This window comes from Paenibacillus illinoisensis NBRC 15959 (assembly GCF_004000925.1).
Classification (GTDB): Bacteria; Bacillota; Bacilli; order Paenibacillales; family Paenibacillaceae; genus Paenibacillus; species Paenibacillus illinoisensis.
Genome location: NZ_BIME01000006.1, coordinates 279,010 through 293,657, shown reverse-complemented (window position 1 = coordinate 293,657; position 14,648 = coordinate 279,010). Strand labels below are relative to the sequence as shown.

General features: G+C 49.7%; 10 protein-coding genes. 2 read left to right on the top strand and 8 right to left on the bottom strand.

Features of this window, described 5'->3' with window-relative positions:
- Positions 1–219: 219 nt before the first annotated feature.
- The 8 genes from PIL01S_RS16895 to PIL01S_RS16860 all read right to left on the bottom strand — a co-directional run bounded on the left by PIL01S_RS16895 (position 220) and on the right by PIL01S_RS16860 (position 11,985).
- Positions 220–2,061 (bottom strand): ABC transporter ATP-binding protein, encoded by a 1,842-nt coding sequence (locus PIL01S_RS16895; protein ID WP_127538506.1) that lies wholly within the window; start codon positions 2,059–2,061, stop codon positions 220–222.
- Positions 2,042–3,814: an ABC transporter ATP-binding protein gene (locus PIL01S_RS16890; RefSeq protein ID WP_127538505.1), complete on the bottom strand. Its 1,773-nt coding sequence runs from the start codon at positions 3,812–3,814 to the stop codon at positions 2,042–2,044. Before PIL01S_RS16890 ends, PIL01S_RS16895 begins: the two co-directional genes overlap by 20 nt.
- Positions 3,815–4,106: 292 nt before the next feature.
- On the bottom strand, positions 4,107–5,762 hold the full coding sequence (locus PIL01S_RS16885) for an extracellular solute-binding protein (protein WP_127538504.1): 1,656 nt from the start codon (positions 5,760–5,762) through the stop codon (positions 4,107–4,109).
- A 70-nt stretch (positions 5,763–5,832) separates the two neighbouring features.
- Entirely contained in the window at positions 5,833–6,702 is an 870-nt protein-coding gene (locus PIL01S_RS16880; protein WP_127538503.1) for a carbohydrate ABC transporter permease, read from the bottom strand.
- 14 nt (positions 6,703–6,716) lie between these two features.
- Positions 6,717–7,634, bottom strand: coding sequence for an ABC transporter permease (locus PIL01S_RS16875; protein WP_164764265.1), 918 nt, complete (start codon positions 7,632–7,634; stop codon positions 6,717–6,719).
- A 262-nt stretch (positions 7,635–7,896) separates the two neighbouring features.
- Positions 7,897–8,973, bottom strand: a complete 1,077-nt coding sequence (locus PIL01S_RS16870) for a response regulator transcription factor (RefSeq protein WP_127538501.1) — start codon at positions 8,971–8,973, stop codon at positions 7,897–7,899.
- The gene (locus PIL01S_RS16865; RefSeq protein WP_164764258.1) at positions 8,970–10,751 is read right to left on the bottom strand and encodes a cache domain-containing sensor histidine kinase; all 1,782 of its coding nucleotides are present in this window, start codon (positions 10,749–10,751) and stop codon (positions 8,970–8,972) included. Before PIL01S_RS16865 ends, PIL01S_RS16870 begins: the two co-directional genes overlap by 4 nt.
- Positions 10,752–10,938: 187 nt before the next feature.
- Complete coding sequence (locus tag PIL01S_RS16860; RefSeq protein WP_246058367.1) at positions 10,939–11,985, bottom strand: CotH kinase family protein; 1,047 nt, start codon at positions 11,983–11,985, stop codon at positions 10,939–10,941.
- A 343-nt stretch (positions 11,986–12,328) separates the two neighbouring features.
- Here PIL01S_RS16860 and PIL01S_RS16855 point away from each other — a divergent pair, with 343 nt between their 5' ends.
- Together PIL01S_RS16855 and PIL01S_RS16850 are read left to right on the top strand one after the other, a co-directional pair.
- Positions 12,329–13,081 carry a hypothetical protein gene (locus tag PIL01S_RS16855; RefSeq protein ID WP_127538498.1) on the top strand — a complete coding sequence of 251 codons (753 nt, stop codon included), beginning with the start codon at positions 12,329–12,331 and terminating at the stop codon, positions 13,079–13,081.
- 188 nt (positions 13,082–13,269) lie between these two features.
- Positions 13,270–14,637, top strand: coding sequence for an arsenic transporter (locus PIL01S_RS16850; RefSeq protein WP_127538497.1), 1,368 nt, complete (start codon positions 13,270–13,272; stop codon positions 14,635–14,637).
- Positions 14,638–14,648: the final 11 nt, after the last annotated feature.

Here is a 14,648-nt window from a genome sequence, read left to right as displayed (position 1 = left end):
CTTAAGATGACATATCGTCACGGTTATATTTTCCAGAAAATTCAATACGATCTTCTGTCTATATTTCCTGTCTTCTCCCTTAGCCTGGCTCGGCGCCACGCTTTTCCACACCTTAGACAAATCGGCAAAGAGCAGGGAATCAAGGGCTTCATGCCCTCATCCCTGCTCTTTTGCTGTAATAATAAAATCTAATATGAATATCCCCTGACTTACAGACTACTATTGCGCTTTCTTGCGCAGCTGGCTGTAATACAGTTCACTGTAGAAGCCGCCCTGCTCCAGCAGCACGTCATGCGAGCCTTGTTCCAGCAGCTGCCCATCCTTCAGCACCAGAATTCGGTCGGCCTGACGGATCGTGTTGAGCCTGTGAGCAATGACAAAGCTGGTACGTCCCTGCATCAGCCGCTGCAATCCCTCCTGGATTTTGATCTCCGTAACGGTATCAATGCTGCTGGTCGCCTCATCCAATACGAGTATGGACGGATCAGCCAGAATTGCCCGGGCAATGGCAAGCAGCTGCTTCTGCCCTTGACTGATGCCGCTTCCGTCAGCCTGAAGCACTTTGTCATACCCATCCTTCATGCGCATAATGAATGAGTGAGCATTGGCCAGCCTTGAAGCTTCTTCCACTTCTTCATCTGTTGCATCCAGACGGCCAAAACGGATATTTTCCCGTATGGTCCCTTGGAACAGAAATGAATCCTGGAGCACAAAAGCCATGTGGGAGCGCAAGTTTTCACGCCGAATGGTCGTAATGTCCCGTCCATCAACCGTCAACATTCCCGCTGTCGGATCATAGAAGCGGGACAATAGCTGAATCAAGGTTGTTTTCCCGGCTCCCGTCGGCCCCACGAGGGCAATCATCTCACCCGGCTTTGCTTCGAAGCTGATTTCATGCAGAATATTGCGCCCCTCATCATATCCGAAGGAAACCTTGTCGAAGCGTACAGCCCCCTCCACTTTTTCTAAAGAGACCGCAGCTCCTTCATCCTTTGCTTCCTCATCCTCGTCCAACACTTCGAACACCCGCTCAGCCCCGGCAATCGCGGACAACAGCGTATTCCACTGGTTCGCAAGGTCATTGAGCGGACGAGTGAACTGACGAGCATACTCCACGAAGATGATAATGACCCCAACGGTAACCGTACCCTGGATGGCCAAAATCCCCCCGATCCCTGCCACAATAGCAAAGCTCAGGTTGTTCAATCCATTCATCAGTTTGGGGATAAAACCGGAAATGGTCTGCGCCCAAAAACCGGATACCCGGATTCGGGTATTCCGCTCTTCGAATCCGCGAACCACCCGCTCCTCCTGGGAGAAGGCTTTGATGATTCGTTGTCCGGACAAGGTCTCCTCAATATACCCGTTAAGTTCACCCAGATTACGCTGACGTTCTTTGAAAAGCGGTCCGGTTCGACGTGTAATCCAGCGCATGCCAATCGCCATCAGCGGTACGACGATAAATGTCAGCAAGGTCAGCAATGGACTTAACCAGAGCATCACGCCAAACGTTCCCAGCAGCGTCAACACACTGGAGAAAATCTGAATGGCCGAGCTGTTCAGCGTACCGCTGACATTCTCGATGTCATTCGTAACCCGGCTCATGATCTCACCCTGCTGACGTTTGCCGAAGAATGGAATCGGCAGCTTATGCAGATGGGAGAACAGATCGTAACGCATCCGGAAAATGGTCTCTTGAGCAATCTCGATCATCCATATATTTTGCAGCCAGGATGTGAGCGAGAACAGCACGTACACCGCAGCAAGACCCAGCAGAAACGTCATCCAGCTGGAGCTTGTCGCTTCTCCATCCATATAATTGTCCACGGCCACACCGACCATGTACGGACCAAGCAACGCCAGTGCGGAACTGGCAAATACCATCAGCAGCACCATCGTCAGCTTCACTTTGCGGCGGGCCAGATATGTCCAGATCCGGCCCAGTGTACCGGACCAATTCTTGGCCCGTGCCTTCGGCTTACGACCTCCCCCTGCTTTTAGGGCTTCGGGGTCCAGTGGCGGCGGAGGCTGACGGAAAGGTTCAATGAACGCTTTGAACATGCGGTGTACCCTCCCCGTATTGTGATCCATAGATTAAGCGATACAGCTCGGACGAATCCATCAGGTCTTCGTGTTTACCCTGTCCAATCAGACGTCCATCGTCCAGCAGCAGAATCAGATCCGCAGAGGTCGTTGAGCTGATTTTCTGGGTGATGATAAAGGTTGTACAAGATAGCTCTTCCAGTGCATCCAGCAGCCTCGCTTCCGTTGCCACATCAAGTGCACTGGTGCTGTCATCCAAAATCAGAATACTCGGACGTCTGATCAATGCGCGTGCAATGGACAAACGCTGCTTCTGACCACCGGACAAGTTAACCCCGCGCTGGCCCAGCTGCGTATCATATCCGTTCGGGAGCTTCTCAATCGTGTCGTGAATCTGGGCGCGCTTCGCAGCTTCCTTGATCTCTTCCAGCGTCGCGTTCTCCCGTCCCCAGGCAATGTTATCCCGCACAGAGCCCGTGAAGAGTACCACCTCCTGCGGCACGTAACCGATTGCTCCCCGCAATGCAGGGATTGCCAGTTGGTCTGCATCTCTGCCATCAATGAACACCTTGCCCTGATCCTCGGTATACAACCTTGGAATCAGCTGTACGAGTGAGGATTTACCTGATCCTGTCGCTCCCATGATGGCGATGCGCTCCCCTCGTTTGGCGGAGAACGTAATATCCTCCAGAACCGTAATATCACTGTTCGGATAGCTGAATCCTACACCCCGAAATTCAACGGCACCTTGAACAGGGTTAGCTCGTTTAACCTTCTCGCCAGTCACGGAATTTTGTGCTGAAGTTGTATTCTGAACAGTCTCCGAACCATCCTCCGTATCAAACACCTCATTAAGCCGCTGTGCCGAAGCACTGGCTCGGGAGAAGGTCACCAGAATCCAGGACAGGGCAGACATGGCCCCAATGGTGCGAAGCAAATAATTGATGACCGCGACCACTTCACCAACGCTTGCGCTGCCGGTGGAGATGTCACGCCGTCCGAACCAGAGGACGGCGATGATGCAGCCATTCATCATGAGCAGCATGAATGGCATTGTGGTTTCCGTCAGGCGCAGCGCGGAGATCGTACCCTTCATCAGCTTGCCGCTGAATCCGGCAAAGCGCTCGATCTCATGGCCCATCCGAACAAATACACGGATGAGCCGGATGCCTGTCAGATTTTCCTGGATGACACCGTTGACGGCATCCAGTCTGCGCTGCACATTGCGGAACAGCAGCGCGGCCTTTTTGATCATCCAAACGACAAATACGAGCAGTACAGGCACCATCACCACAAGCAGCAGCCCGAGCCTTGGATTCACGATAACGGCCATAATCATGCTTCCGATAACCACCAGCGGCACACGGGTCATGAATCGCAGACTCATGAATACCGTATCCTGCACCTGGGTCACGTCCCCGGTTAATCGGGTAATCAGCGATGACGTGGCGAATCGGTTAAATACGGCGTAAGAGAACGCTTGCACTTTGTCATACAGCTTCTCCCTCAGGTCATATCCGAACCCCAGACTCGCATGTGATGCAAAAAACGAACTGGCAATCCCGGCAGCAAACGCCACAACGGCACTGCCTACGAGCACACCGCCCCACAACCAAACCACGGACAGATCACCTTGCTGGATCCCGTTGTCAATGATTTTGGAGATCAGGTAAGGCTGAGCCAGTTCCACCGCCAGCTCAATCAGCATCATGACCAGTGCTGCGATCGCGGCAACCCGATACTTCTTCAAGTAGTACAACAGCTTGATCATTACCATTCCTCCGGCACCGGAGCGCTAGATTACCGTGACTCATTTTGTGTCTACGCAGCCAGCTCCGTTAGTCTCTTTCTTAAACTCTATGTAAAATTTCACGTACCCAATACGATTATTATATCGCATTTTCCACGATCAAATCGTTAATATCTTCATTCCTTTTCATTATTAACCTGAAATGGGCGAGAGGTTATCTATTCAGGACAAAAAAACCTGGGCAGCAGGCCCAGGTTTTCTCATCAACTGGTTAGTAAATTCAGGTTTCTCCGAAACCGATCTGGGGAATCTTTCACTCCGCCTTCTTGAAATCAGCCTGCTGCTGTTCATAGATTTCATAGAAATCGTCCCAGACCAGAACATTATCCTTTCCCTTGCTCCACCAGTCCTTATACCATGCTTCAATCTCCGGTCCGCCGCCTTGATCCCACTTCTGCTGAGCCTCTGCCGCGGCCTGTTCAACCGTATATTTGCTGCCGCCGATGATGGAACGGGTGAAAATATCGTTGATGGCTGTCGTTACATTGGTCAGCTTCACCTGAAGCTCCTTCGGCAGCTGCGGCATATGTTCCGAGTGGGTCACGCCCTCTCCTACCGGAAGATCCGTCATGTACACTTCTCGCGCTTCCTTGAAGAGGCGCAGCCCTTCCTTCTGGGATGGGATCTCCTCGCTGAACAGCATTTCGGTATACCCGCATTTGCCTTCCTCCAGACGGCTGTACATCATGGCATAGTCTCCTGCCCAGCTGATCTCCTGCTTGTATTTCTCCTGATCGGAGATGCGCGGACAACCTTGCTCATTCAGGGTGTAATGCGTGCCTTCAAATCCATTTTTGAAGGTTCGTCCAGACTCTGTTTTGGTCAAAAAATCAATATACTGCATGACCGCTTCGGGATTTTTGGCGCGTGCATTCACGACCGCCGTCATCTGCACCGGGTTGTTCCATACCATCGTGTACTGTCCGACCGAAGTGGTTGGCAGAGCGATAACTTTTAGTTTAGCTTCCGGAACATTCTGCATCAACGTATCCAGTTCTTTCGCCGCAAAACCCGTATAGTCCGAAGTCATGGCAGCATACATACCGATTTTGCCATTCAGGAAATCCTGCTTCGCCTTGGCACCGTCCTTATCGGTCAGAAAGTCCTTATCCACCACGCCCGCTTCAAACAAGGCGCGTTTAAATGCAGTCGCTTCCTTCATGTGGTTGGGACCCACAACGACCTCTCCATTCTCAACATTGACCCAGTTGGCGTTGAACATATAGCGGAACAGACCCGCTGTATCCCCGAATTGAAACCCGCCGATGCCATATGTATCATTCGCGCCGTTTCCATCAGGGTCATTTTCCGTGAAGGCTTTGGCAACAGCCAGCATCTCTTCCTCGTTCGTCGGCACCTCCAGATTCAGCTTCTTCAGCCAGTCCTCCCGGATGAAAAAGCTCGTCAGCGGAAACACCTCGTTCATGCGCCCGACCTCGTACAACTTGCCATCGCTTTTGATGCCGGCCTTCTTCAGCTGAGGATATTTCTCCATGAGTGCTTTGTATTCCACACTGGAGTTCTCGATCAAGTCATCCAGCGGCATAAGCTGTTTCTGATTAAACAGGGTATTGCGGATGGGCGTACCGAATTCAAAAATGACATCCGGCGCGCTGCCTGAAGCAAATAATACGTTTAACTTGGATTGGGATTCCCATCGGGGAACTGCCGTATATTTGACATTTGCCGGACCGTTCTCGTTAATCCACTTGGACCACATATTATCTTCAATCGTGCCCATACCGCTCGGAACCGCACCCCGATCATAGATCGTTGAGGTGATATTCCCTCTGCTGCCTTCACCTTCCGCCTGCTCACTGCCGCCCCCTCCTGTGCAGCCTGCCAGTAATCCGCCGATCAAGCCCAGAACGAGACCCGACTTCACCCATGCCTTCATCGTTAACGCCATAGATAAGACCCTCTTTCTCTCCCTGTATTATGACACCCACGTAATATGACCGATATCCTGTTTGCCTGTTTTACCCTTTGATCGAGCCAAGCATAACCCCTTTGACAAAGTACTTCTGCAAGAACGGATATACCGCCAAAATGGGAATAACCATGACAATCACTGCTGCTGCCCGGATACCTTCCGGCGTCAGATTCGAAATCATCGTTGGATCGGTAAAGTCCTGTACATTCAGATTGGACATAATCATATTCTGGACCAGTACAGTCATGTTGTATTTGGACGTATCGTTGATGTAGATCATCACGCTCATGAACGAATTCCAGTACCCCACGCCGTAAAAGAGAGCAATGGTCGCCAGCAATGGTTTGGATAGCGGCAGCACAATACGAAACAACAGTCCCAGCTCACCACAACCGTCGATGCGGGCCGCCTCGTCTACTTCCCCGGGCAGATTTTCAAAATAGGAGCGCATGATCAGCATGTTATACGTGCTCACCAAGCCAGGCAGCCAGAGTGCACCGTAACTGTTCACCAGCCCCAGGTTTTGCACTACCAGGTACGTCGGAATGAGTCCCCCGTTAAAAATCATCGTGAACACCATCGCCATCGTAAAAAATCGACGGTGGTAGAAATGCCTCCGTGACAGCGGATAAGCCGCCATGATGGTCACGGCCATGCTAAGCCCTGTACCGATTAACGTAATCTCCACACTGTTCCAGAACGCATTCAAAATTGGCGTCCCCGTAATCAGGCTGTGGTAGGAAAACCAGGTGAAATCGACTGGCCACAACCCCACGTTACCGGACACGACGGCTCTTGCATCACTGAACGACAGAGCTATGATATTCAGAAGGGGCAGGATACAGCTGATGGCAACCAATGATAACAACACATAATTGATCAGATAAAAGACTTTCTCTCCTCTGGTTTTTCTCATGCTGTTCTCCCTCCCTACCACAAACCTTCGTTGAATCGGCGTGCAATGTAGTTTGCACAAAAGATGAGAATAAAGGCCACCAGGGATTCGAACAATCCCATCGCTGTCGTCAGGCTGAACTGTGCTCCCTGCAGACCCGTGCGATAAATATACGTACTGATGACATCAGCAACCTCGTTGACATTGGAATTTTGGAGCATATAGACCTGGTCGAATCCAACCTCCATCACCCGTCCCATCGACAGAATGAGCAGAAGAATAATCGTCGAGCGTATGCCCGGAAGGGTCACATGCCAGATCTGACGCATTTTGCTCGCCCCATCCATCTGTGCAGCCTCGTACTGGCTCGGATCAATGGTCGTTAATGCCGCCAGAAAAATGATGGCATTGAAGCCCATGTCCTTCCAAATCCCTGATCCGACGAACACCGCAATCCAGGAGCCCTTGTTGTACATAAACGGGTAAGGTTCACCTGTCCAAGCCTCGACCCAGCGGTTTACGATCCCGTTCTCCAAAGAGAAAACCGTCATGATCATCATCGCAATAATGACCCAGGAAAAGAAGTGCGGCATGTAGACCACGGTCTGCACCGTCCGCTTGAAGGCCATGTTTCTCACTTCATTGAGCATAATGGCCAGGATAATCGGAATGGGAAATCCTACAATGATGCTTAACAAACTGAGGAACAAAGTGTTACGGATGATCTCCACCGTGCGCGGATCGCTGAACAACGTCTGGAAATGTTGAAAGCCTACCCATGGACTATGCCAGAGCCCGTCATAGAAGTTATAGTCCTTGAAGGCCATGACCAGTCCTCCAATGGGTGCATAACGAAAGGTCAGGTAAAACAGGATCACCGGAATAAACATCAGGATTAACGGAATATTGGTCTTGAACCGTCTCAGCCGCTGCTGCCTGATTCGATGCTTCATTTCATGATTTGGTGGTTGTATTCCGGACGGTGTTCCAGCGGCCAGCTCCCCCTTCATATTTCATCACTCCTCTCTGCTGCTGATGTGCTATAGCTGTATTTTAGATAAAAATGTAAGCGTAAACATTTGTTATTTAACGATCCTTTTTAAAATTTCTACGCAAAATAACCCCACATGGTGGGGTTGTCCTAGGAAACGGGGCTGTATGCATACAGATTCCTTATGATCTGATCTTGGCTGTAAAACACATAAAGAACAGGTGCTACTCGTGGTGATCTCCAGCTCCCTGCTTACGATATTCGCGAGGAGACAATCCAGTCGCCTGTTTGAATACGGTAGTGAAATAGCTTGAGTTATCGAAGCCTGTCTGTTCTGCTATATCGGCCATGCTCTGCCGGGTGCTGTGCAGCAGCAGCTTCGCTTTTTCGATCCGGCGTTTGCTGACATACTGGCTGAAGCCCTGTCCGGTCTCCTTTTTGAACAAATGACTCAAGTAGTTTGGCGTCACATGCACATGAACAGCAGCGGCCTGCAGCGTGCAGCTTCCGGCGTAATTCATCTCAATATACCGAATGACACGTGTGATTAGATGATCCTGCTGTTCCCGGGTCAGGCGCATCATAATATCCATCCACTCTTCACTCTTCGAGCGAGCCCATGCAATGACTTCGGGCACGGTGTGGATCCACAGAAGCGGATCTGGACCGAATGCGTCCAATCCCCCGGACTCCTGTGGCTGAAGCTGCTGTGCGAGCATGTCCGTCAAGACTTTTATAAGCAGATGGATTTCGGATTTGCATGGGGACAGTGGCATTCTGGCGGCTTCCTCCAGTAGGTCCTCCACCCAAATGATCATCTCCTCAAATTGCTGATGGAGCAGCATTGAAGCCAGTTCTTCGCGCCATCTCTCGGTACGGTCCACCTGGTTGTACTGCTCCCTGATTCGGATGTCCGACTGCTTCCGGCGATACCGTTCATGTGCCTTGCGCAGCACCTTACATGCTTCATCGAGGGAGAACGGCTTGAGCAAAAATTCAATAGCCCCATAGCGGATGGCACGCTGTGCATATTCAAATTCACGATACCCTGTCAAAATGATAATCATGATATCCCGCCCGCTCTCATGTATGCGCTCAGCCAAGTCCAGACCATCCATTACAGGCATGTTAATATCCGTAATAATCAGATCAGGCTTACAGCTATGCACCGCCTGAATCGCTTCTTCTCCATCCGCAGCTTCTCCCACAACCTCCCATCCGAGAGGATTGTTCCGAACCAGATGAATTAACCCCTGACGGAATAGCGTTTCATCATCGACTACAAGCATTCGTCCATTCACAGCACCTGCTCCTCTCTATCATCCGCATTCCCGGGCATGGTTCCTACTCCGATCTGATATGGTAAACGAAGGCGTACAAGCGTCCCTTCACCCACAGCAGACTCGATCTGTATGCCATAAGGCTCCCCGTGAATCAGTTCGATTCTTCGGAGTACACTTCGGATACCGATATGCTGACGTTCCTCTTCCGCATGTGGAACTGGCTTCATTATTCGTTCAATGACCGTTGCATCCATGCCGCAGCCGTTATCGACTATTTCAATAATGAGCATGTCCGTTTCCTTCTCCGTCTCATGCCCTGGTTGCTGTAAACCACGAATCTGCAAACGGCGATTGTCCCTCTTGTCTGAGAATGCATGTACAAACACATTCTCGACGATAGGCTGAAGCAGCAATCGGATCACCTGACAGCGAAGCAACTCCGCAGGAATTAAAATCTCTACGGATAATGCTTCCTGATATCTGGCCTGTTGGATTTGCAAATAATGATCGATTTGCGTCATCTCATCCTGGAGAGTCGTTAATCGCTGCACGGGTTCCAGTGTATACTGCAGCATTTCAGACAGGGCTGTAACGAGACGAGCGGATTTCTCATCGCCCAGCATATAAAACTTCCAGAAAAACATGCTTAGTGTGTTATATAGAAAATGAGGGTTCAACTGCGCCTGAATGGCTTTGAGCTCGGCTTCCTTTTCACTGAGTTCCCGCTCGTACACCTCATGAATGAGTGTATCGATCCGGGAAGCCATCGCATTGAACCGTTCACCGATGAAGCCCAGCTCGTCCCGCGTCTCTATTCGGACCCTTGTATCGAACTGGCCATCACGGACTCTTTTCATCGCATTGACCAGACTGGCCAGCGGACGCAGCAATCTGCCGCTAATGATAGTGATGATGAACCAGGAGCATAGTACGCTGGCTGCGGCAGAGAACACGGCGACTTGCAGGATGAGCTTACCCTTGTTCTGAATCTGTGCGAGCGATACTTTGCTTACCAGTGTGAAGCCTGCCTTGTCCGAGGTTTGTTTGGTATACAAATGAGTCGATCCCTGCTCGTCCCTGATTTCTGTTGCCCCCAGGTTTAGCTGTGTAAGCGGTGTTGAGTCTATATCCGGATTATGAAACGCATATAGCAGCTGCCCTTCCGCATCAAACAGATCAACAGCAACCTCCTCGTTCAATCGAAGGTCCTTGAGATACGACTCAAACAGTGAGGTGTTAAACAGAATCAACATCACTCCATACGTTTCCAAATCAACCGAGCGCATTAATCGTCCAGCCAAAATCCAATTGGACTGCTCTTCCTGCAGAAAAGCATCCGGACCCAGACGATTCCACACATATTCACCGCCCGTCCCTTCCAGCTTATGAACCATCTCGGCCAAATAGGAAGGATTCATCTGTTGAAACGAGCCGGCAAAGGCACCCAGATTAAATATATTTCCCTTCAGATCATAAATGCGAAGTCCCATGATTTCCGGTGCATCCAGCCTTACCTGGTACAACTGATCATCCAGTTCATCCTCAAGCTTCATCTGATCGTAGGACGAGATGCCTGCAGCCTGTGCCTTAATGGCATTTTTCACGGAAGGATTGAGTGTGATGTAATCCGTGACCTTGTACATGTCGTTGACCCGCGAATCCAGCCGTGCCAGAACCTGTTCTGCTGTAAGACTATACTGACGACTGACTTCTTCATTGAATAGGGCAATATGGATGCGATATGTGATCAGCCCTGTCATTCCGGAGATGAATACCGTCGCAGCCGACAAAAACAAGACTAGTTTCGTCCTGAATTTAAAGCGTTTACAAAAGTTATCCCACCACATCCGGTACACGCACCTCACCCTTATCCCGTTCCCGTCTTATGCTTAAAAACATATCACACCCCTGTTCAAAAAAACAGAAAAACCCTGACCCTGTCTCAGTGGTCAAAGTTTATCATTTCACCATATATCGGGGCACCTACAATCGGTGTAACTCCTTCTGCAGATACTCCCGGCGCTCTGCCACATAGGTACGAATCTTCTCGGGTTCACCATAAAAAACATTCATCGGCCATTTCATGTAGGGATCCTGCTCCACAGCTTCACGGATCTGACCGTGTAATCGATACACTACCGGCATAATTCGTTTCTCGGTGAAAACGTTCGTTAGATGCTGCTTCATCATTCGCTTGTACTGCTGACGGAAAAGGCGGAAAGCCAGCAGCCGTCCGGTCAGTTTGTTATATCCCTGAATCCGTACGAGGTTCGGATCTACTCTTGCGCCATAACAGTTTCTTCCCCAAGTCCCTTCATAATCCCAGGGAAGGATACCATACCTCCGGGTCTTGATCTTCTCATACCATGTGTAATTCTGATGGAATCCATCGAAATTGCCTGTAAGTACAGCTCCACTCAGCCAGCGCAAATAGTTATCCGTATCCATTCTCGCCTGCAAAAAGCGAAGCAGATCCTGCCTCGACTTCGTATTTAGCTGCTGGATAAAGGTACGGAGCCTCGTGCGATCCTCGTCCTTGCCGCGAATCAGTGTGTATCCGGATAGTAGATCCGAGTTTGCTTCAGTCGAATTGAGTGCAAATCCCGCATGATCGTTTACCGCATAGAAGATGCTTCGAACAGGCATTTTTCGCTGCCGAAAAAAGAACGATTTAACTCCCTCAATACACAAATAGACACCCTCCAGCTGTCCGTTAAGATACAGTATGCAGTGCTGCGTCGACGGAGCCGGAACACGAAGGGATTCGAAAAAACGGAACGAGAGTGCATTGCGCAGCAATGAGGGATCATCATACTCGGCATTAAAATGAAATGTTCTGCTGGACGTTCGAATTTCGAAAGACTTTTTGACATAGCCACGTGTGTGCCCTCCCCGGTATCGAATTCGGATGGGAAGCGGTTTGCCGTCCATCTGCATCGTTCCGTTCACAAACGTATCTGACCAGATATCTGATGTTAACTGTTGATACTCGTTATCGGACACCGTGATGTGGTAGACAGGTAGAGCCATTTCCATCCGCCTTTCGAAGACTCCTGAGATTGCCCGTAGGCTGTTACATCATCCTATGCAGGAGCACAGCAAGCCGTAAGGGCAGATACACAGTTCCATTCAGAGTACCTACAAGCCAACCTTCCGGGATGCGGAGTAATCGTGCCATTAATCTATGATTACCATCATCTTTTCATAGATTATAGCCAAAATAGTATGGAAATGGTTGTCCGGCTAGTCCCTCTATTAAGCATGTTTCATATGATTAAACTACAGACAGACACGAATGACGAATGGAAGGGATCAACAAAACATCCGCCATTTTTGTCCATCTGAACTTATATCACGGAAGGGGCACAACACAATGTCTATGAACGGTCAAGGTATGAGAGGTTTGCTCGGAAGAGAGATCAAGATTAACCGGGGTGGCCCAGATTCCGTAACGGGCACGCTGATGGACGTGCGCTGGGACTACATGGCGATGAGCTGCAAGGAAGGCATCGTCTATGTCAATGAAACTCATGTTAAAAGCATCACAGACACAGGCCGTTCCGGTGGAAACAGAGCGGCAGCCATGGGCAACCCTATTCCATCCAATACGTTTCTCGGGGTTATGCAAGCACTCCGCTTCCGTCGTGTACAGATCAACCGGGGAGGTCCTGAGAAAGTCGAAGGCATCCTGGCCGATGCCAATCAGAACCAATTAATTTTGGCTTTGAAAAATCAGGAGATCGTTCGTATTCCCCTGCAGCATGTGAAATCGGTATCCATTGTACGCGGTAGTAACAACAATAATAGCAATAACTCTAACAACAGCAACAACAATGGTAATAACACGAGCCAAGGAAACCAAGCTGCTCAAGGCAATCGTTCTCAAGGGAATCAGGCTACTCAAGGCAACCAATCCCAGGGTAATCAGGCCGCTCAAGGTAACCGGGGCAATCGCTCCCAAGGTGCCCAACAAGGCGCTCAAGGCAATCAATCACGCGGTAACCGTTCACAAGGAGCTCAAGGTAACCGTTCGCGCGGCAACCAAGGCAACCAATCCAAAGGAAACAAGTCTGGCGGGAATAAATCCGGTGGCAACAAGTCCGGCGGCAAAAAGAGATCCTGCTAATCACGTGACAGCTTAGGTTATCAACCAGTTTAAAGGGGGGAAACATCATGTTGATCTTCGTTGCTGTTGTCTTAATCGGTGTGCCTTTGTACTGGATCGTTCTACCTGGAAGAAGGCCCACTCCAACCCACGAACATTCGATTCAATCTCCACCAGGACTTCTCCCCCTGGGAGGTGAATCACAGTAAATGCCTGATTACCAGTTGTGGTTAACCTTCGGGGTGTTTATTATTACTGTCATTTTCCTGATGTGGCGACCAGGCGGATTAAATGAATCCATTCCTACTTCGCTTGGCGCCCTTCTTCTTGTTATTACTGGTGTGAGCAGCTTCGCTCATATCGTTGGCATCTTCGGGATTGTTTCCGGCGCTGCTGTAACCATTCTCTCGACCATTGTCATGTCCATCATTCTCGAGAGCATTGGCTTTTTTCGCTGGATCGCCATCAATATGATAGAAAAGGCACGAGGCTCCGGCTTCCGATTATTCTGGCTGATTCTATTACTGTGTTTTCTCATGACGATCTTCTTCAACAACGACGGCAGTATACTGATTACAACTCCGATCATCCTCCGAATCTGTTCCATCCTACGCCTCAAAGTGCATCAGCAATTACCTTACCTGATCTCAGGTGCACTCATCGCTACAGCTTCCAGTGCCCCAATCGGACTTAGTAATCTCGCTAATCTCATCGCCTTGCAAATGGTCGGATTAAACTTGAATACCTACACCCAGATGATGTTTGTGCCATCAATGCTGGGGATCATAGTGATGACCATACTGCTGTTCTATTATTTTCGCAAAAGTATTCCCAAGGTTATTCATCACTACCCTATGTCTATGCAATCCACATCCGGTTCAGGGTATCATCCGCTGCAAACAGGAAATCAGGATACACCACGAGCGGATAGTGGAAAGAGCGTAGACTGGTGGTTGTTCCGTGTCTGTATCGGGATTGTTGTATTCATTCGTGCAGGATACTTTCTCGCTGAGCAGTGGGGAATTCCTATGGAGATTGTCGCCATCACTGGTGTGGTTCTGATGCTGGCTGTGCGTTGGTATCGCACCCGGACTGGACTTAAGGATGTAGTTACACAAACGCCCTGGCACATTCTGCTCTTCGCCTTCAGCATTTATATTATCGTGGATAGTCTTCACCGGGCTGGAATGACAGCTGTTATCGTTCAGTGGATGAAGCCCATGGTAGAAGGTGGTGACGCCAGTCTCATTGCCGTATCGGGTCTAATGCTCACTCTATTATCCAATCTGCTCAATAACCTGCCTTCTGTCATGATTGGCACCTTTGCAGTAACCGATCTTCAATTAGGTGATACCCAGCTGCATCTGGCTTACCTTGCCAACATTCTAGGAAGTGATATTGGAGCCTTGCTGACACCCATAGGTACTCTAGCAACGTTGATCTGGATGTATATTTTGAAGACCCACCATGTTCGAGTCTCTTGGAAACAGTATATGAAAGTAACCTTCATAGTGATACCAATTAGTCTAATTGTCAGCCTATTTTCCCTATATATTTGGACGTCTATTCTATATTGAGAGGAGGTATA